Origin of the sequence: Ensifer sp. SSB1 (assembly GCF_016652895.1) — a bacterium.
Taxonomy (GTDB): domain Bacteria; phylum Pseudomonadota; class Alphaproteobacteria; order Rhizobiales; family Rhizobiaceae; genus Ensifer.
Genome location: NZ_JAEPRP010000156.1, coordinates 1 through 17,676, shown reverse-complemented (window position 1 = coordinate 17,676; position 17,676 = coordinate 1). Strand labels below are relative to the sequence as shown.

General features: G+C 62.2%; 20 protein-coding genes. 12 read left to right on the top strand and 8 right to left on the bottom strand.

Annotation, left to right across the window (positions count from 1 at the left end; all coding sequences use genetic code 11):
- Both I8N66_RS28940 and I8N66_RS28935 read right to left on the bottom strand, forming a co-directional pair.
- Window positions 1-506, bottom strand: a 506-nt coding sequence (locus I8N66_RS28940) for an ABC transporter permease (protein ID WP_291161366.1), incomplete at its 3' end; no start/stop codon positions are given.
- A 12-nt stretch (window positions 507-518) separates the two neighbouring features.
- Window positions 519-1,508, bottom strand: coding sequence for an ABC transporter permease (locus I8N66_RS28935; protein ID WP_113535202.1), 990 nt, complete (start codon window positions 1,506-1,508; stop codon window positions 519-521).
- 198 nt (window positions 1,509-1,706) lie between these two features.
- Here I8N66_RS28935 and I8N66_RS28930 point away from each other — a divergent pair, with 198 nt between their 5' ends.
- The 3 genes from I8N66_RS28930 (at window position 1,707) to I8N66_RS28920 (ending at window position 4,542) form a co-directional block, all read left to right on the top strand.
- Entirely contained in the window at window positions 1,707-2,390 is a 684-nt protein-coding gene (locus I8N66_RS28930) for an XRE family transcriptional regulator (RefSeq protein WP_291161363.1), read from the top strand.
- Between the two features lie 10 nt (window positions 2,391-2,400).
- The gene (locus I8N66_RS28925; protein ID WP_291161360.1) at window positions 2,401-3,990 is read left to right on the top strand and encodes an ABC transporter substrate-binding protein; all 1,590 of its coding nucleotides are present in this window, start codon (window positions 2,401-2,403) and stop codon (window positions 3,988-3,990) included.
- Window positions 3,991-4,113: 123 nt separating this feature from the next.
- Window positions 4,114-4,542, top strand: coding sequence for an OsmC family protein (locus I8N66_RS28920; RefSeq protein WP_223728706.1), 429 nt, complete (start codon window positions 4,114-4,116; stop codon window positions 4,540-4,542).
- 86 nt (window positions 4,543-4,628) lie between these two features.
- Here I8N66_RS28920 and I8N66_RS28915 read toward each other — a convergent pair whose 3' ends face one another.
- The 4 genes from I8N66_RS28915 to I8N66_RS28900 form a co-directional block, all read right to left on the bottom strand.
- Window positions 4,629-5,924 (bottom strand): MFS transporter, encoded by a 1,296-nt coding sequence (locus I8N66_RS28915; protein WP_291161355.1) that lies wholly within the window; start codon window positions 5,922-5,924, stop codon window positions 4,629-4,631.
- Between the two features lie 116 nt (window positions 5,925-6,040).
- Entirely contained in the window at window positions 6,041-6,436 is a 396-nt protein-coding gene (locus tag I8N66_RS28910) for a MarR family winged helix-turn-helix transcriptional regulator (RefSeq protein WP_291161351.1), read from the bottom strand.
- A 165-nt stretch (window positions 6,437-6,601) separates the two neighbouring features.
- Window positions 6,602-7,123 carry a hypothetical protein gene (locus I8N66_RS28905; protein ID WP_223730386.1) on the bottom strand — a complete coding sequence of 174 codons (522 nt, stop codon included), beginning with the start codon at window positions 7,121-7,123 and terminating at the stop codon, window positions 6,602-6,604.
- 51 nt (window positions 7,124-7,174) lie between these two features.
- Window positions 7,175-7,600: an Lrp/AsnC family transcriptional regulator gene (locus tag I8N66_RS28900; RefSeq protein ID WP_113535197.1), complete on the bottom strand. Its 426-nt coding sequence runs from the start codon at window positions 7,598-7,600 to the stop codon at window positions 7,175-7,177.
- A 92-nt stretch (window positions 7,601-7,692) separates the two neighbouring features.
- On the opposite strand from I8N66_RS28900, the gene I8N66_RS28895 reads away from it, so the two are divergent.
- From I8N66_RS28895 to I8N66_RS28860, 8 genes are all read left to right on the top strand, one after another.
- Window positions 7,693-8,775: an ornithine cyclodeaminase gene (locus I8N66_RS28895; protein WP_291161369.1), complete on the top strand. Its 1,083-nt coding sequence runs from the start codon at window positions 7,693-7,695 to the stop codon at window positions 8,773-8,775.
- Window position 8,776: 1 nt separating this feature from the next.
- Entirely contained in the window at window positions 8,777-9,748 is a 972-nt protein-coding gene (gene ctlX, locus I8N66_RS28890; RefSeq protein ID WP_223728709.1) for a citrulline utilization hydrolase CtlX, read from the top strand.
- Window positions 9,749-9,779: 31 nt separating this feature from the next.
- The gene (locus I8N66_RS28885) at window positions 9,780-10,583 is read left to right on the top strand and encodes an arginine deiminase family protein (protein WP_043613513.1); all 804 of its coding nucleotides are present in this window, start codon (window positions 9,780-9,782) and stop codon (window positions 10,581-10,583) included.
- Between the two features lie 28 nt (window positions 10,584-10,611).
- Complete coding sequence (locus I8N66_RS28880; RefSeq protein ID WP_113535193.1) at window positions 10,612-11,412, top strand: transporter substrate-binding domain-containing protein; 801 nt, start codon at window positions 10,612-10,614, stop codon at window positions 11,410-11,412.
- Between the two features lie 169 nt (window positions 11,413-11,581).
- Window positions 11,582-12,295, top strand: a complete 714-nt coding sequence (locus I8N66_RS28875; RefSeq protein WP_291161339.1) for an ABC transporter permease subunit — start codon at window positions 11,582-11,584, stop codon at window positions 12,293-12,295.
- Window positions 12,295-12,996 (top strand): ABC transporter permease subunit, encoded by a 702-nt coding sequence (locus I8N66_RS28870; protein WP_113535191.1) that lies wholly within the window; start codon window positions 12,295-12,297, stop codon window positions 12,994-12,996. Before I8N66_RS28875 ends, I8N66_RS28870 begins: the two co-directional genes overlap by 1 nt.
- Before the next feature lie 36 nt (window positions 12,997-13,032).
- Entirely contained in the window at window positions 13,033-13,797 is a 765-nt protein-coding gene (locus I8N66_RS28865) for an ATP-binding cassette domain-containing protein (protein WP_291161334.1), read from the top strand.
- Window positions 13,798-13,807: 10 nt separating this feature from the next.
- Complete coding sequence (locus I8N66_RS28860) at window positions 13,808-14,959, top strand: M20 aminoacylase family protein (RefSeq protein ID WP_291161331.1); 1,152 nt, start codon at window positions 13,808-13,810, stop codon at window positions 14,957-14,959.
- 26 nt (window positions 14,960-14,985) lie between these two features.
- Here I8N66_RS28860 and I8N66_RS28855 read toward each other — a convergent pair whose 3' ends face one another.
- Both I8N66_RS28855 and I8N66_RS28850 read right to left on the bottom strand, forming a co-directional pair.
- Window positions 14,986-16,362 carry an FAD-containing oxidoreductase gene (locus tag I8N66_RS28855; protein WP_291161329.1) on the bottom strand — a complete coding sequence of 459 codons (1,377 nt, stop codon included), beginning with the start codon at window positions 16,360-16,362 and terminating at the stop codon, window positions 14,986-14,988.
- Window positions 16,359-16,826, bottom strand: coding sequence for a DUF4126 domain-containing protein (locus I8N66_RS28850; protein ID WP_291161327.1), 468 nt, complete (start codon window positions 16,824-16,826; stop codon window positions 16,359-16,361). The genes I8N66_RS28855 and I8N66_RS28850 overlap by 4 nt, the downstream gene beginning before the upstream one ends.
- A 331-nt stretch (window positions 16,827-17,157) precedes the next feature.
- On the opposite strand from I8N66_RS28850, the gene I8N66_RS28845 reads away from it, so the two are divergent.
- Window positions 17,158-17,676: glycine betaine ABC transporter substrate-binding protein (locus I8N66_RS28845; RefSeq protein WP_291161325.1), on the top strand; the 519-nt coding region annotated here is incomplete at its 3' end.

The following is a 17,676-nucleotide window of genomic DNA, read 5'->3' as shown; positions in this document are numbered from 1 at the left end:
ATGGCGATCGCGATGATCGCATTCTCGATGCCGGGGCCGAGTGCTGCGACGAAGGCGAGTGCCAGGATGAGCTTCGGCAGCGACAGGAAGATGTCGGTGATGCCCATGAGGATACGGTCGACCCACCCGCCGAAATATCCGGCGGCGACGCCGATCACCAGGCCCGCCGGAGCCGCGAGCACGGCGACCAGCGTGACGATGGCGAGCGTGATGCGTGCGCCGTAGACGACGCGCGACCAGATATCGCGGCCGAGTTCGTCGGTTCCCATCCAGTGAGCGGCGCTTGGCGGCAACAGGCGTTCGCCGAGCGACTGGCGCAATGGATCATGCGTCGCCAGCCACGGGGCGAAAAGAGCCGTCAGCACCAAGGCTGCGATGATGATCGCGCCGACAACGGCCAGCGGATTGCGCATGAGAGCGCCGAAGATGCGATAGAAACGCCCCAGGCGTGCCTGCATAGGCGAGGTGGGGCTGTCGTCGATCAGCCAGTCGCGAAGTGTGGTCATGTCCGCCTCCTCCTAGCGTGCACGCGGATCGAGCACGCGATAGAGCACGTCCGAAATCTTGTTGATGCCGATGAAGACCGCGCCGATGACGAGGGTCGAGCCGAGCACGGCCGACATGTCGGCGTTGAGCAGGGCCACGGTCAGGTAGTTGCCGATGCCGGGCCAGGAGAAGATCGTCTCGATCATCACGGAGCCTTCGAGCAGGCCGGCGTAGGACAGGCCGATGACGGTGATCAACGGCACGCGGATCGGCCGGAAGGCGTGGCGCCAGATGACGAGGCGCTCCGGCACGCCCTTGACGCGGGCGGTGGTGACATATTCCTGGCTCAGCTGGTCGAGCATGAACGAGCGTGTCATGCGAGCGATATAGGCGAGCGAGAAGAAGCCGAGGCAGGACGCCGGCAGGATCAGGTGCCAGACGGCGTTGCGGAAGATCTCCCATTCGCCGGCGATGATGCTGTCGACAAGGATCAGGCCGGTCACCGGCGTCACCATGCCGTCATAAAAGATGTCGACGCGGCCGGGGCCGCCGACCCATTTCAGCCGGGCATAGAAAATCGCGAGGCCGACGAGGCCAAGCCAGAAGGCCGGCACGGAATAGCCGAGCAGGCCGACGACGCGGATGCCCTGGTCGAGCCAGGAACCTCGACGGGCGGCGGCGAAAACACCGAGCGGCACGCCGATCAGCACGCCGAGGATGATGCCGAGCGTCGCCATTTCCAACGTGGCCGGGAAGACGCGGGCAAGGTCTTCGAGAACCGGCCTGCCGGTTGAGACCGAGGTTCCGAAATTGCCCGTTGCGACATCGCCGACATAGCGGACGAACTGGGTAATCAGCGGCTGGTCGAGCCCCATTTCCTGGCGCACACGCTCATAGACAGCGACGGGTGCACGGTCGCCAACGACGGCCAGAACCGGGTCGATCGGCACGATACGGCCGATGAAGAAGGTGATCGCGAGCAAGCCGATGAAGGTTATCGCGAGCGTAACCAGGAAGCCCATCAAGGAGAAAAGGCGCTGCCGTGTCCGGCTTGGCCGAGCGGCGCGACGTACAGGCGCTGCTGCTGTGGTGCTGTCGTTTGCCACGTGGCGATTCCATCCCTCTTCGCTTGCGGTCTGTCCTGTCGATAGCGCAAAAAATCGCTTGGAGTATATAAATAAGTTTGCTTAAATCAAAAAAATTTTACTGGGAGGGAATGGGTGAGCGATCCGTCGGAGGAGGCAGACGCAACGTCCGGAAAATCTGGCGGGGCAGGGCAGCCGAAAATCGGCGCGCTGGTGCGCACGCGCCGGCGGCAGATGCACATGACCTTGCAGACGCTGAGCGACGCGTCCGGCGTTTCTGTCGGCTATCTCAGCCAGATCGAGCGCGATCTGGCGATGCCTTCGCTTGGCACGCTTGCGCAGATTGCCCAGGGGCTCGGAGCCGAACTCAACCATTTCATCCTGGCGCCGGCGATCGATACCGGCCTCTCGCGGGCCGAGGGGCGCATGGTGTTTTCGGTCGGAGGCTCACCCGTATCCTATGAGCGGATCGGCGCCGACTTCGCCGGCAACCAGCTTTCCAGCTTCGTCATTACCATTCCGCCGGGGCATCGCTCCGAGGTCTTCAGCCACGAGGGCGAGGAGCTCGTCTACATGCTTGAGGGGGAGATCCTCTTCGGCCTCGACGGCGACGACACCACGCTTTCCCCGGGCGATGGCCTGCATTTCCGCGGCATCCAGCCCCACTACTGGTGGAACAAGACGGACACCCCGGTGCGACTGATCTGGACCGGCACCCTGCCGCTCTTCCGGCCGCGCGCCTTCCAATCCAACGAGACCGGCACGCCGCAATCGGCGCTGAAGCCGGCACCGACAAAAACCAAGCCTCATCGAAAATAGGAGAATGATGATGAGAATGTTCAAGGCCGCGGTCTTCGCGGCGTCCCTGATGATGAGCGTAGCGCCGGCGGCGCTCGCCGAAACGCCGGCGGAAGTGCTGGTCGTTGCACAGAACATCGATGACATCGTCAGCATCGACCCGGCCGAAGCCTATGAGTTTTCCTCCGGCGAATACGTCACCCAGACCTACGACCGCCTGGTGCAGTACGATGCGCCCGACGTGAAGAAGTTGGCGCCGGGCCTCGCCTCCGAATGGACGGCTGACGATGCCGCCAAGACGATCACTTTCACGCTGCGCGATGGCGTCACCTTCTCCTCCGGCAATCCGCTGCGCGGCGAAGACGTCGTCTATTCCTTCAAGCGCGTCGTGGTACTCAACAAGGCCCCGGCCTTCATCCTGACGCAGCTCGGTTGGACGCCGGAGAACATCGACAAGATGGTGACCGCCGAGGGCAACAAGGTCACGATCAAGTATGAAGGCGACTTCTCGTCGGCCTTCGTTCTGAACGTTCTCGCCGCCCGCCCGGCCTCGGTCATCGATGCGGAGACCGTCAAGGCCAACGAAGCCAATGGCGACTTCGGCAATGCCTGGCTCAAGGCAAACTCGGCCGGTACCGGTCCGTTCGTGCTGAAGGCGTTCCGCGCCGGCGAACTCCTGAACCTCCAGAGCAACCCGAACTACTTCGGTGGCGCTCCGGCGATCAAGGGCGTCATCATCCGTCACGTAGCTGAAGCCGCCACCCAGCAGCTGCTGCTCCAGACCGGTGACGTCGACATGGCCAAGAACCTGACGCCGGACCAGGTGTCGGGCCTTCAGGGCAAGGACGGCATGAAGGTCGAATCCTACCCGCAGGCCGCCGTGCACTTCCTGTCGTTCAACCAGAAGGATGAAGCGCTGCAGCCGGCAGCCGTCTGGGAAGCCGCCCGCTACCTCGTCGATTACAAGGGCATGACCGACAGCTTCCTCAAGGGGCAGATGGAAGTTCACCAGGCCTTCTGGCCGAAGGGCTTCCCGGGTTCGCTCGACGAGACCCCCTACAGCTACGATGTCGAAAAGGCCAAGAAGATCCTGGCCGATGCCGGCATCAAGACGCCGATCAAGGTAACCCTCGACGTCATCAACTCGACGCCGTTCACCGATATGGCGCAGTCGCTGCAGGCATCCTTCGCAGAAGCCGGCATCAACTTCGAGATCATCCCGGGCACAGGCAGCCAGGTCATCACCAAGTACCGTGCGCGCACCCACGAAGCGATGCTGCTCTATTGGGGCCCGGACTTCATGGACCCGCATTCGAACGCCAAGGCCTTCGCCTACAACGAAGACAACGCCGACGACAAGTATCAGTCGACGACCACCTGGCGCAACGGCTGGGCCGTCCCGGCCGAACTGAATGAAGCGACCAAGGCAGCCCTGAAGGAAGCCGATCCGGCCAAGCGCGACGCGCTTTACGTCGACCTGCAGCGCAAGGTGCAGGAAAAGTCGCCGATCGTCATCATGTTCCAGGCAGCGACCCAGGTCGCGATGAAGGACAAGGTCGAAGGCTACGTCAACGGCGCCATTTCGGACTACGTCTTCTACCGCCTGGTGAAGAAGAACTGATCGTCCGGTGATCACCCTTGCGCCGATCAGAAAAAGGCGCACATATCAAACGCCCTGGGCCTTCCGGCCCGGGGCGACGTGTTTCTACTGATCGCTTTGATAAGTTTTGGGAAGGTATGCGAAATGGCGGATGTGAAGGTGAGAACGCGGGAAACCGGTGCGACGGCCGTCGTCGGCAAGACAGGTTTTCCGCATGTGACATCGGTGACCGGCGGTGAGCTCGATATCGTCACCGGCCCGTCGCAGCCCGGCTACGGCCCACTCGATCTGCTCTACGCATCGCTCGCGAGCTGCCTGGTGCTCAGCGCCCGGATCGCCGCCAGCCGCTACGGCGTACTCGACCGGCTGACGGAAGTGAGCGCCAAGGTGACCGGCGAGAAGGCCCATGACGAACCCTCCCGGGTTGCTAAGTTCAACATCGTCTTCGACATCAAGGGTGATTTCGACGACGCGGTCCGTCATGCGATCGCGGAAGCCGCCGAAAACGAGATCTGCACCGTCAGCAACACGATCCGGGGCAATCCGGAATTCGTGACCGAGTTCAATCACTGACGTTCGCCGGTCCCAATGTCCAACAGAAAGGGGGCGGGCTGCGATGGGCAGCCCGCCCCCTTTTTTAAGCAGCAGCGGTGATGAGCTCAGGCCGGCTGCGGCGCTAGCGCCTCCGGTTGGCGCCGACCGATGGTCAAGACCAGCAGGGCCGCCACGATGCAGAGCATTCCGGCGGCAAGCAACGCCGGGGTATAGGTTTCGAGCGACGTCCGGCTTGCGCCTGCGAGGAAGGTCGCGCTGGCAGCGCCGAGCTGATGACCGGTAAAAACCCAACCGAAGACGAGGCCTGCCCGTTCCGGACCGAAGCGTTCGGCCGAGAGCTTTACCGTCGGCGGTACCGTTGCGACCCAGTCCAGGCCGTAGAAAACCGCGAAGATCGACAGCGTGTAGATGTTGAAGCCGCTGAACGGCAGGAACATCAGCGACAGGCCGCGCAGGCCATAGAACCAGAAGAGCAGCCAGCGATTGTCGTAGCGATCGGAGAGCCAGCCGGAGCCGATGGTACCGATGAGATCGAACACGCCGATCAACGCCAGAAGACTGGCTGCGGCGACGGCGGCAATACCCACGTCACCGCAGATCGAAACCCAATGGGTCTGGATCAGTCCGTTGGTGCTGAAGCCGCAGACGAAGAATGTGGCAAAGAGCACCCAGAAGGTGTTGGTCTTCGCAGCGTCGGCGAGTGCCCTGACCGGCGCCATCAGCAGGGCACCGAAGCTCTTTGCCTTCGGTGGTGCCGGTACCATCTGCTTGGAACCAAAGGGGGCGAGGCCGAGGTCACCGGGGCGATCCTGCATCAGCAACAGAACCAGCGTGAAAGCCACCAGCAGTATGACGATGATCAGCGTCAGGGCCGAGCGCCACCCGATCGTTTCGGTAAGGGAGGCGAGCAGCGGCAGGAACACCAGCTGACCGGTGGCATTGCTGGCGGTCATCAGTCCGACGACGAGGCCTCGTCGCTTATCGAACCAACGGGTTGCCACCGTCGCGCCGAGGACGAGCGCCGTCATGCCGGTGCCGACACCGAGCACCACGCCCCAGATCGCGACCAGATGCCAGAGCTCCGTCATGTAGAATGAGGCGGCGATGCCGGATATGATCAGGATCAGCGCGGTGGAAACGACCGGGCGTACGCCGAAGTGGTTCATGAACGATGCCGCGAAGGGACCGAGCAGGCCGAAGAGGCAAAGACGGATCGCGAGCGCCAGCGAGATTTGGGCATTGGACCAGCCGAATTCGGTCTCAAGCGGTTTGATCAGCACGCCGGCCGAGCCCATGGCGCCGGCGGTCGACAACATGACCAGGAATGTGACGGCGGCCACCGCCCAGCCGTAATGGATATTGCGTCTGGCAAGATAACGCGCAAGCGCTGGACCGAACATCGTGGACTTCCTTTCGCCCGTATTGTTTGGGGAGCAGGCCCGGGCGCAATGCGCATCGCCTTTCGCGCCTCGGGACTTCTTTCTTTCTGTGGTGGGCTATCAGCCGACCGCCTCGTCTAAAGTGCCTGCAGCAATTCCTTCAGCTTTGCGGTGTCTTCCACCCCGAGCTTCGCCTCGATCTTGTCCTGGGCGCCCTGCCAGAGCGGCGCCCCGTCCTGCAGGATGTTTCGCCCATTGTCGGTCAGCTCGACGACAGCCTCCCTCTGGTCAGCGCCGGCGCTGGTTGCGACGAGATCCATGCCTTCCAGCACCTTGATGTTGCGGCTGACCGTTGAACGCTCCAGTTCGGTCTGGCGGCCGAGTTCGGTGATCGAGATCGGCTGGCCGCGTTCAATGTGCCGGAGCAGGCTGAACTGGGCGACATTGATGCCAATCGGTTCCAGAGCGTCGTCGTAGAGTGACGACAGCTTGCGGGAGGCCTTGCGCAGGAGAATGCAATAGCAACGAGACATGAAGCGTGTATATACACGCAAATCGATGACGTCAAGTATTCGAGGTGACCGGAGCCGCAGACGAGCGCCTTCACGGGCGCCTGCGAAAACTTGATTCTCGGGAGGAGACGGCAGAAACGCGCCTGCGCGCCGCGCGAATGACAGGCTTGTCGAACTTGCCGAGCGTCAGTCGACGAACGGCTCGAGTTCCTTGTCGAACTCGACCTCGACGACATTGTTGAAGAGGGCGGTCGCGACCATGATGCCGGAGAAGGCGACGAGATCGACCAGCGCCTTGGCGTCGTAACGCGCCTTCAGCCCGGTCCAGATTTCCTCCGGGACGGCATTGCTGTCGGCGACGATGGCGCGACCGAAATCGATCAGCCGCTGTTCGTCTTCGCTCGGCACGACGGTGTGAAAATCGATGCCGGCATTGGCGAAGGCACGGCGGAAGAAGCCCATGGCAATAGGGGACTTCATGGCCTCGGAAATGGAATGGGAGAGGAACCAGATCTCCCGATCGTCGAGCGCTGGGCGCAATTCCTCGCGCAGCGTGAACCATTCGGCGTAGATGCGGTGTGCAACCGGCGAATGCAGCAGCGTGCGCTTCATGTTGGTCATGCGGCCACGCACGCGGACCTCCTCGTCATGGGCGGCGCGGATATCGTCGGAAGCGGTGTCGTAGTCGATCTGCGGGATATGGCTCATGGTCATGCCTGTCTTGGTCGCGCGCAAGGGGCGCAAACGATGGTGGTAGCGTTAGACGGTGCTGAGCAGGATGCTCGTTTCGCTGTTCGAGACGCCTTCGACGTCGCGCACTTCGCGCAGGATGCGGTCGAAATCGCTGAGGCTGTTGGCGCGGATTTCGGCGACCAGATCCCAGCCGCCGTTGGTCGTATGAAGCGCGTAAAGTTCCGGTAGGCCGCGCAGGTATTTGATGACCTTGGTGGTGTTGCGGCCGCTGACTTCGATCATCATGATCGCACGGATGGCGCGATCGTCATAATCCTGCCGCACGCGCAGCGTGAAGCCAAGAACCGCGCCGCTTTCGAGCAGCCGGTCGATGCGCGTCTGCACGGTGGCGCGGGAGATGCCGAGCACGGTGGCGATCTTGGAGTAGGGCGCGCGGCCGTCTTCTCGCAGGAGCGAGATGAGCTGGTGATCGAGTTCGTCGAAGATATGCATGAATATTGTATAGTACGACTGCGCAAATTGCTCAATAAGCTGTTGCAGATTAGGCAGGTTTAAAATTTCAACTCACTTCTTGCTTGCCTAGTCTGACTCCATCGAATTTCTCCGATGGAGTTTTTAACGTGGTTCAGTATGTCGGTGTCGGCAACGTAATCGAGCTGGTCAAATCGATCGGCATTGAGACGTTTCTTGTAGGTCTTGCGGAATATATCGAGGATGATTTCCGTCGGTGGAACGCGTTCGAGAAAACCCCGCGGCTCGCCAGCCATTCGAAGACCGGCGTCATCGAACTGATGCCGACCTCGGACGGCGAGCACTACGGCTTCAAATACGTCAACGGCCACCCGAAGAACCCGAATGTGGGCCTGCAGACCGTGACCGCCTTCGGCGTTCTCTCCGATGTCAGCACGGGCTACCCCTGTCTCGTTTCCGAGATGACGATCATGACAGGTCTTCGCACGGCGGCCACGTCGGCGCTCGCGGCAAAGTACCTCGCTCGTCCCGACGCCCGCTCGATGGCGATCATCGGTCTCGGTGCCCAGTCGGAGTTCCAGGCGCTCGCCTTCCGCGCTCTGCTCGGCGTCAAGCGCCTGCAGGTCTTCGACATCGATTCAGAAGCCGCTGACAAGTTCTGCAACAACCTCGCCGATATGGACTTCGACATTGTCGTCGCCGCGACCGCCGAGGAAGCCGTATCAGGCGCCGACATCATCACGACCGTCACGGCCGACAAGCGCAACGCCACGATCCTCTCCGACAACATGGTCGGCGCCGGCGTGCACATCAATGCCGTCGGTGGCGACTGCCCCGGGAAGACGGAACTCCAAGGCGATATCCTGCGCCGCGCCGACGTTTTCGTCGAATACCCGGAACAGACCCGTATCGAAGGCGAGATCCAGCAGATGGCGCCGGACTTCTCGGTCACCGAACTCTGGCAGGTTATCGCCGGCGAGGCCGAAGGCCGTCGCAGCAACGGACAGATCACCATCTTCGATTCCGTCGGTTTCGCGACGGAAGACTTCTCCGCGCTACGCTTCCTGCGCGACAAGATCCAGGGCACGGCGTTCTACACGGAACTCGACCTGACGACGCAGCCGGAGCACCCGCGCGATCTCTATGGTCTGTTCCGGCAACAGCCGGCAACCCCTGTCGAGCGGAGCGCTGCGTAACATGAAGAGACTGTCCGTACAGGCGCCGAAGGGCGTCGTGATGATCCGTCCGCACCATTTCGGCCCGAACCCGATGACGGCCAAGGACAACGCCTTCCAGGCAACCGACGCGGCACGGCAGCCGTCGGCAATCGCTAAGGCCGCCTTTGACGAAGTCAGCCGCATGGCTGACGGGCTCGCGGGCGCCGGCGTTGCCGTTCACCTCTTCGAAGACGAAACGACGACCCGTCCCGACTCTGTCTTCCCGAACAACTGGTTCTCGACCCATTCGGGTGGCCACGTCGCGATCTATCCGATGTACTCGGAAAGCCGCCAGAGCGAGCGCCGCTCCGACATCATCGAGATGCTGAAGAACGAGTATCGCGTTCAAGACGTGATCGACTATTCCGGTCTCGAAAAGGACGGCGTTTATCTGGAAGGCACCGGCGCCATGGTGCTCGACCATATCGGTCGTGTCGCCTATGCCGCCCGCTCCAACCGCACCAACGAAGTGGCGCTGGAACGCTTCTGCACCCACTTCAACTTCGAACCGATGATCTTCGGTGCGGTCGATCGCCAGGGCAATTCGATCTACCACACCAACGTGCTGATGTGCATCGGCACGGAGTTTGCGCTGATCGGTACAAGCATGATCCCGGATGCGGCGCGCCGCCAGGAAATCTGCGCGCGTCTCGAGGAAACCGGGCGCCAGGTCATCGATCTCACGCTCGACCAGATCGAGAACTTCGCCGGCAATGCCATCGAACTCGATGGTGTCGACGGCCGCGTCGTCGTCATGTCCGCCCGTGCACTCGCCTCGCTCCGCGCGGATCAGGTCAAGGCGCTCGAAGCCTCTGCCCGTGTTCTCGCCTTCGACGTTCCGACCATCGAGCTCGCCGGCGGTTCCGTGCGTTGCATGCTGGCCGGGGTTCACTTGTCACGTCGGGAAAACGTGAACAAGCAAGCGCTTTACGCCGCCATGTCCGATCGATAGAAGCACCTCATCCAAGCCAAAGGTACTACAAATGTCGCAGTCACGCCCCGTCTACCAGTTCAACAACATCATCGTCCGCACCCCGTCGAAGTCGGTCGTCAACGGCCTTCGCGCCGATGACCGCGGCAACCCCACCTTCGAAGGTGTGAAGGCCGAGCACGATGCCTATATCGCGGCGATGAAGGACGCAGGCGTGAAGGTGACGGTCTTGCCGGCGCTCGAAGCCTTCCCGGACTCGATCTTCGTCGAAGATCCGGCGCTGGTCTTCACCGAAGGTGCGATCCTGCTGCGCCCGGGTGCCGAGACGCGCGTCAAGGAAACCCCGGAAATCGAACCGACGCTGCGCGCCATGTTCGAAACAGTGCTCGACCTGCCGGGCGAAGGCTTTGCAGATGGCGGCGACGTGCTGACCACACGCGAAAGCGTGATGATCGGCCTCTCGGCCCGCACCAACAAGGTTGGCGCCGAAGCCCTCCAGGCTTGCCTGACCAAGCTTGGCCGCAAGAGCGAGATCGTTGCGACGCCGGAAGGCGTGCTGCACTTCAAGACCGACTGCTCGCTGCTCGACGACGAGACCGTGCTTTCGACTGCGCGCCTCGCCAAGTCGGGTGCCTTCGAACGCTTCAAGCAGGTGATCATTCCTGAAGGCGAAGAGCCGGCGGCCAATGCGTTGCGCGTCAATGACGTCGTTATGGTCGGTTCCGACTTCCCGCGCACGATCGAGATGCTCGACAAGCTCGGTTACAAGGTCGTGCCGATGAAAACGACGGAGATCGGCAAGATCGACGCGGGTCTTTCCTGCATGTCGCTGCGCTGGTTCAGCAACACGCTCTGATCCGACGCAATCCCCGAGGAGGAACATTATGAAGACGTTGAAGACCGCCCTGTTCGCAGGGATCGCCCTTTCCATGGCTGCTGGCAGCGCGCTGGCCGAGGACACGCTGCGGCTCGGCATGACGCCGGAGCCCTACATGCCGTTCACTCAGGTCAATGCCGGCGGCGAATGGGAGGGCCTCGAAGCCGACCTTTCTCGCGCGCTCTGCGAGAAGATGGCCGTGAAGTGCGAGATCAGCCAGATGGCCTGGGACGGCCTGATCCCGTCGCTGAAGGAGAAGAAGGTCGACTTCATCATCGGCGCCTTCTCGATCACCGACGAGCGCCGTCAGGTCGTCGACTTCTCGACGCCCTATTACACCGAAGGCACGTCTTTCGTCGGCTCCAAGGGTGATACGAGCGAGATCAAGACGACCGATGCTGCCGACGGCTCCGGCAAGATCATTGACCCTGCAAGCGTCGAGGGCAAGATCATCGGCGTCCAGACTTCGAGCGTACAGTCTGCCTACGTCGCCAAGTACCTGACGGGCGCCGAAGCCAAGAGCTACGACACCGCCGACAACTCGGTTGCCGACCTCATCGCCGGCCGCGTCGACTACGTGCTGATCCCCGACCTCTACATCCAGACGTTCCTGAAGACGCCTGAAGGTGCCGACTACGAGGTCAAGGTCGAAGTTCCGAAGAACGTCACGCTCGGTGAAGGTGTCGCCTATGCTGTGCGCAAGGGCGATGCAGCGACCCTCGAGAAGGTCAACGCCGGTCTTGCCGCCCTGGAAAAGGACGGCACGACTAAGTCGCTTGTCGACAAGTGGATCTTCGGCAAGAAGTAATCTGCACTTGAAGGGCGGCGGCCGGCTTGTTGCTTTGCCGCCGCCCTCGATCGCCAACCGGGCCGTAGCGCCGGGGCATTCTTGCAGCCATTGCGACGACGCCCTTGCCCGCCATGACAGGACGGGCGGCGCTCCGGGCTGGCAAAAAATCGGGAACAGGTAACGACGGATGGACTATTACTGGCAATTGCTTGCCTGGGGCGGCGAGGGCTGGGGCGACGATTTCGCCTGGGGCCTGGTGATGACCTTGCAGGTGTCCGTGGTCGCCTATGCGGTCGCGGTTCTCTTCGGCTTCTTGGGCGCTGCCGGCAAGCTGTCGAAGCACCGCTTCCCGCGGTTCCTTGCCGAAATCTACACGACCGTCGTCCGCTCCCTTCCCGAGCTGCTGGTCATTCTGCTTCTCTATTTCTCGGTCGCCAGCGGCGCCGAACGGCTCTTGAAACACTTCGGCCTGGTGGCTGAAACCTTCCAGTTCAGCTCTTTCTGGGCAGCGATTATCGCGCTTGCCTTCGTCTCCGGTGCCTTCATGACCGAAGTGCTGCGCTCTGCCTTCCTTTCCGTGCCTCCCGGCCAGATCGAGGCGGCGGTTTCGATCGGCATGCCCCGTCGCAAGGTCGTCATCCGCATCATCTTCCCGCAGATGATGCGTCATGCCGTACCGGGCATGGGCAATCTCTGGCTGTCGATCACCAAGGAAAGCGCCATCATCAGCGTGCTCGGCTCCTTCAGCGAGCTGCTCTACACTGGCTACAGGGCCGCTGCCGGCACCAAGCAGTACATCTTCTTCTACGGGCTGACGGCCATCCTGTTCCTGGCGATCACGCTCGTCTCCGTGCTGGTGATCGCCCAGATCGAACGCCGCCTCAACCGGGGGCACCACTGATGGATACGTTCTTCAACGTCATCGGCTTTCTGCCGGCGCTGATCAAGGCGACCCCGCTGACGCTGCTTTTGACAGCTGTCGCCGGCGTCTTCGGCCTCGTCATCGGCACGCTCGTGGCGCTTGCCCGGCTTTCCGGTCGCCGTGTGCTCTCGGTTCCGGCCTATGTCTTCACTTTCGCCTTTCGCGGCACGCCGCTGCTCGTACAGATCTACCTGATCTATTACGGTCTCGGACAAATCCTGCCCGGCACCTGGGTGCGCCACAGCTTCCTCTGGCCGTATCTGCGTGACGGCCTGTGGTATGCGATCTTCGCGCTCAGCCTCAACCAGGCATCCTATAATGCTGAGGTCATCCGTGGCGCGATCAAGGCGGTCCCGCGCGGCCAGATCGAAGCGGCGAAATCGATCGGCATGCGCTCGTCGATGATTCTCCGCCGCATCACCCTGCCGCAGGCGTTCCGCTCCTGCCTGCCGGTGCTGACGGGCGATCTGATCATCCTGTTGAAGACGACGTCTCTGGCCTCGACGATCACGATCCTTGAGGTCATGGGCACGGCCCGCATGCTGCAACGCCAGTCGCTTTTGATCTTTGAACCGTTGATCGCCGCCGGCATCATCTATTTCACTGTCGTCTTCATCCTGACGCGCATCATGGGTGTCGTCGAGAAGCGGCTCACCCGCTACCGCACGGCGAAGGCCTAAAGAGGAGGCGCGCCACGGCGCGCGAGAGGAACGAACATGGTCGCAACAGCGCTTTCGGTGAACAACATTCACAAGAGCTTCGGGTCGGTCGAGGTGCTCAAGGGCGTCTCCTTCGAGGCAAAGTCCGGCGATGTCATCTCGCTGATCGGCAGCAGCGGTTCGGGCAAGAGCACGTTGCTTCGCTGCATCAACTATCTTGAGACGCCGGACGAGGGCCAAATCTCCGTTTCGGGAGAGGTGATCCGCACCGTCAAGGGCAAGGACGGCAAGTTCCACGCCGCCGACAAGCGGCAGCTCGAGCACATCCGCACCCGCCTCGGCATGGTGTTCCAGAGCTTCAATCTCTGGTCCCACAAGACCATCCTCGAAAACATCATCGAGGGGCCGATCCATGTGCTCGGCATGACGAAAAAGGACGCGATCGGTGAAGCCGAACTGCTGATGGAAAAGGTCGGCATCACCCCGAAGCGCGATTATTATCCGAACCAGCTTTCCGGTGGCCAGCAGCAGCGCGCGGCGATTGCCCGGGCGCTGGCGATGAAGCCGGAAGTCATGCTCTTCGACGAACCGACTTCGGCACTCGATCCCGAACTCGTCAACGAGGTGCTGCTCGTCATCAAGAAGCTCGCCGAAGAGGGCCGCACGATGGTGATGGTCACCCATGAAATGTCACTCGCCCGTGATATCTCCAGCGAAGTGATCTTCCTGCACAAGGGGCTGGTCGAAGAGCGCGGTGCCCCAGCGCAGGTGATGCGCGACCCGCAATCGGCGCGTCTGCGCCAGTTCCTGCAGATGGCTTGAGGAGGCCCCGATGCGCGACGCCAATTTTTCCGAGTTCCTGCCTGAACTCGTCGATATCCGACACAAGCTGCACGAGATGCCGGAGATCGGCCTTTCCGAGGTGAAGACCTCGGAGTTCGTCGCGGGCCTGCTGCAATCATGGGGCTTCGAAGTGACGCGCGGCCTGGCGACGACAGGCATCGTCGCGACACTGAAGCGCGGCAACAGCAACCGCGCCATCGGCTTTCGTGCCGACATGGATGCGCTGCCGATGCAAGAGGAAACCGGTCTTGGTTACCAGAGCAAGCACCCGGGCGCGATGCATGCCTGCGGCCATGACGGTCACACCAGCATGCTGCTCGGCGCTGCCTGGGCACTGTCGAAGGACGAGAGCTTCAACGGCACGGTTCATCTGATCTTCCAGCCGGCCGAGGAAAACTTCGGCGGCGGCAAGCTGATGATCGAGGACGGACTTTTCGAGCGCTTCCCCTGCGAGCGGGTCTATGCGCTTCACAACTGGCCGGGGCTTCCGGTCGGTCAGTTCTCCAGTCGCGCCGGCGCGATGGCCGCATCCATCGACGTGCTGACGTTGACCATCCGGGGCAAGGGCGGCCACGGCGCCCAGCCGGAGTTGACCGTCGATCCGGTTGTCGTCGGCTCCAGCGTGGTGATGGCGGTGCAGACGCTGGTGTCGCGCAACATCTCGCCACACCAACCGTCTGTTCTGACCGTAGGCTCGTTCCAGGCGGGTTCCGCCTCCAACATTATTCCCGATACCGCGGTGCTGGAAATCAGCATGCGCGCCATGGACCCTGTTGTCCGCAAGCAGCTTCAGGAGCGCGTCGAGCAGATCGCCCGCCTGCAGGCGGAAAGCTACAATGCAGAGGCCACCTTCGACTGGCAGGTCGGCTATCCCGCGACGATCAACGATGCCGAGGCGGTCGAAGACGCTCGCGCGGTGATCGCCGAGACTTTCGGCGCCGGCGCCTATGTCGAATTGCCCGAGCCGCTGATGGGCAGCGAGGACTTCTCGTTCCTGCTCGAAAAGGTGCCGGGCGCCTATGTGCTGGTCGGCAACGGCGACAGCAGCGGCCTGCACACCACCCGCTACGATTTCAACGATGAAATCCTTGAGCGCGGGGCGATGTATTTCTACCACCTCGCGCGCGCCGCGCTCGTCTAAGCACGAGGCTTCTCATGCCCGGCCGCTCAGGCGACCGGGCGCAGATCGCCGAAAACCGTGGGGATCAGTTCCGACACGGTCGGGTGGATGTGCACGGCGTGCGTGATCGTCGTGTAGGGCTTGCCGGCATACATGACGTCGAGGACGCTCTGCACCGCCTCGTCGCCGCCTGTGCCGAGGATCGAGGCGCCGAGGATCTCCTTGGTCTCGGCGTCGACGATCACCTTCATGAAACCCTCGGTCTCTCCCTTTTCGACCGCACGGCCGACACGGGTCATCGGTCGGGTGCCGACGAGCAGCTTGCGGCCGGACTTGCGCGCCTCGGTTTCCGTCATGCCGGCGCGGCCGAGCGGCGGATCGACGAAGAGTGCATAGGTCGAGATGCGGTCGCTGACTTTGCGAGCCTCTCCATCGAGCAGGTTGGCCGCGACGATCTCGAAGTCGTTATAGGCGGTGTGGGTGAAAGCGCCGCGGCCGTTGCAATCTCCCATGGCGAAAATGTGCGGCACGTTGGTCTTGAGCGTCTCGTCGACCTCGACATAACCGCGGGCATCGGTCTTGATGCCGGCGCGATCGAGGCCGAGATCATCCGTGTTCGGACGGCGGCCGGTCGCGAGCAACAGGTGGGAACCTGCAATCTCGGGCGCGCCGGCAGTGCAATCGACGCCAGCGACGACCTCATCTCCGCGCCGGGCAAAGCGGATGCATTCGGCATTGAGGCGCAACTGGATGCCTTCCTTTTCAAGGATGGCGAGGATGGCATCCGAAACGTCCGCATCCTCGCGGCCGATCAGCCGCGGCCCTTTCTCGATGACGGTCACCTCCGAGCCGAAGCGGCGGAACATCTGCGCGAATTCGAGCCCTATATAGCTGCCGCCGACCACGATCAGGTGGCGGGGCAGGGTGTCGAGATCCATGATCGAGACATTCGTGAGATGAGGCACGTCCTCGACGCCCGGGAAATCCGGCGTCGCGGCGCGGCCGCCGACATTGAGGAAAATCTGATCGGCCGACAGCAGGTCTTCGCCGAGACGGATTTCATGCGGGCTTTCGAACCGGGCGTGGCCCTCGAAGACCGTGCAGTTCTTCATGCCCTTCAGCCAGCTTTCGACGTTCTTGCGCGATGTGAACCGCACCGTGTCCTTGCGCGCCATGACGCGCGCGAAATCGATGGTAACTGGCCCGGTGGTCACGCCGTAGTCCGCGCCGCGCCGTGCCAGGTGCGCGGCATATGCACTTGCAACCATCGCCTTGGTGGGCATGCAGCCGGTGTTGACGCAGGTACCGCCGAACAGCTTGCGTTCGACGATGGCGACGGACTTTCCCGCCGATGTCAGCCTGCCGGCCAGCGAAGGGCCTGCCTGGCCGGCCCCGATGATGATTGCGTCGAAATGTTTTTTCATGACACCGAGGACACCACCCAGAGTGCGAGGAGAATGGCGACAGCATCCTCGAGAAGGGCGATCGGCAGATCCCTGCCGCCGATGGCTCCAACGAGGCGCTTGCGAGCTTCATAGCCGCCGAGCGTTCCGATGACTGCACCGATGACGCCCGCAACCAGTCCGCCGAGCATAGCACCTCCAGCGGTGCCAAGCACGGCTCCGCAGAAACCGCCGCTGACGACACGGGCGCCGAACTGCTGCGGAACCTTGCGGCTCGGCGTGCTCGGCAACTGGTCGCCGACGAACTCTACGAGCGCCAAAAGGCCGAAAATGTAGGGCGTGAACCGGAAGCCCATGAAGGCGGCCCAGGTACCGCTGAGCGGTAACCAGCCGGCCGCAGCGCCAATGCTGACAGCGGCAGGTGCAGTCATGGTTCGCAGGCCGGCGACCACGCCGATAAGCAGCGCGAGAAGATAGATCGACATGAATTCCCCGAACGTTCGCCGGGCGAACCCGCCACCAGCCCCCAAGCGGTCGGGTCGAGCGGCATCGCAACCAAGAATGAACGTAGATGTTCTGGCGGGCCTTATTCAAGGTGGCCGACAACGCGACCGATTGCAACGCTCAATCGCTCGTCGCCGAATACGATAGTCTATGTTTTCGATGGTGTTAGTGGCCGATGAAATTTTTCGTCCGCCACAGTCTCTGCGTGCAACCCTATTTTTTGCCGGGGGCTGACATATATGGAATGGCTTGCCCCGACGCGGCGGACATTCCGTGATCAAACTTGCGGATCGAAATTCGAGGGAGAAACCCATGCGCCTGACCAGACTGCTTATCGGAACTGCCATCGCTTTCACGTTGACCGCTGCCACGGCCAGTGCCGATGTGGTCGTCTCCTCGAAGATCGATACCGAAGGCGGCGTGCTCGGCAACATCATTCTGGCCGTGCTCAATGCCAACAACATCAAGACGGTAGATCGCGTCCAGCTCGGTGCGACGCCGGTCGTGCGCAAGGCGATCACCGCCGGCGAAATTGATATCTATCCGGAGTACACCGGCAACGCCGCGTTCTTCTTCGAGAAGGCCGACGATCCGGTCTGGAAGGACGCCGCCAAGGGTTACGAGACCGCCAAGAAGCTCGACTACGACGCCAACAAGATCGTCTGGCTGACGCCGTCGCCGGCCAACAACACCTGGGCGATCGGGCTGCGCAAGGAAGTGGCGGACGAAAACAAGCTGAAGACGCTCAGCGACTTCGGCAAATATGTCGCCGGTGGCGGCAAGGTCGTGCTGGCCGCCTCGTCCGAATTCGTGAACTCGGCCGCGGCATTG

Coding starts and splice junctions, on each gene's coding strand:
- I8N66_RS28935 (WP_113535202.1), bottom strand. CDS start 1,508: ATGGGCTTCCTGGTTACGCTCGCGATAACCTTCATCGGCTTGCTCGCG.
- I8N66_RS28925 (WP_291161360.1), top strand. CDS start 2,401: ATGAGAATGTTCAAGGCCGCGGTCTTCGCGGCGTCCCTGATGATGAGC.
- I8N66_RS28920 (WP_223728706.1), top strand. CDS start 4,114: ATGGCGGATGTGAAGGTGAGAACGCGGGAAACCGGTGCGACGGCCGTC.
- I8N66_RS28915 (WP_291161355.1), bottom strand. CDS start 5,924: ATGTTCGGTCCAGCGCTTGCGCGTTATCTTGCCAGACGCAATATCCAT.
- I8N66_RS28910 (WP_291161351.1), bottom strand. CDS start 6,436: ATGTCTCGTTGCTATTGCATTCTCCTGCGCAAGGCCTCCCGCAAGCTG.
- I8N66_RS28905 (WP_223730386.1), bottom strand. CDS start 7,123: ATGAGCCATATCCCGCAGATCGACTACGACACCGCTTCCGACGATATC.
- I8N66_RS28900 (WP_113535197.1), bottom strand. CDS start 7,600: ATGCATATCTTCGACGAACTCGATCACCAGCTCATCTCGCTCCTGCGA.
- ctlX (WP_223728709.1), top strand. CDS start 8,777: ATGAAGAGACTGTCCGTACAGGCGCCGAAGGGCGTCGTGATGATCCGT.
- I8N66_RS28885 (WP_043613513.1), top strand. CDS start 9,780: ATGTCGCAGTCACGCCCCGTCTACCAGTTCAACAACATCATCGTCCGC.
- I8N66_RS28880 (WP_113535193.1), top strand. CDS start 10,612: ATGAAGACGTTGAAGACCGCCCTGTTCGCAGGGATCGCCCTTTCCATG.
- I8N66_RS28875 (WP_291161339.1), top strand. CDS start 11,582: ATGGACTATTACTGGCAATTGCTTGCCTGGGGCGGCGAGGGCTGGGGC.
- I8N66_RS28870 (WP_113535191.1), top strand. CDS start 12,295: ATGGATACGTTCTTCAACGTCATCGGCTTTCTGCCGGCGCTGATCAAG.
- I8N66_RS28865 (WP_291161334.1), top strand. CDS start 13,033: ATGGTCGCAACAGCGCTTTCGGTGAACAACATTCACAAGAGCTTCGGG.
- I8N66_RS28860 (WP_291161331.1), top strand. CDS start 13,808: ATGCGCGACGCCAATTTTTCCGAGTTCCTGCCTGAACTCGTCGATATC.
- I8N66_RS28855 (WP_291161329.1), bottom strand. CDS start 16,362: ATGAAAAAACATTTCGACGCAATCATCATCGGGGCCGGCCAGGCAGGC.
- I8N66_RS28850 (WP_291161327.1), bottom strand. CDS start 16,826: ATGTCGATCTATCTTCTCGCGCTGCTTATCGGCGTGGTCGCCGGCCTG.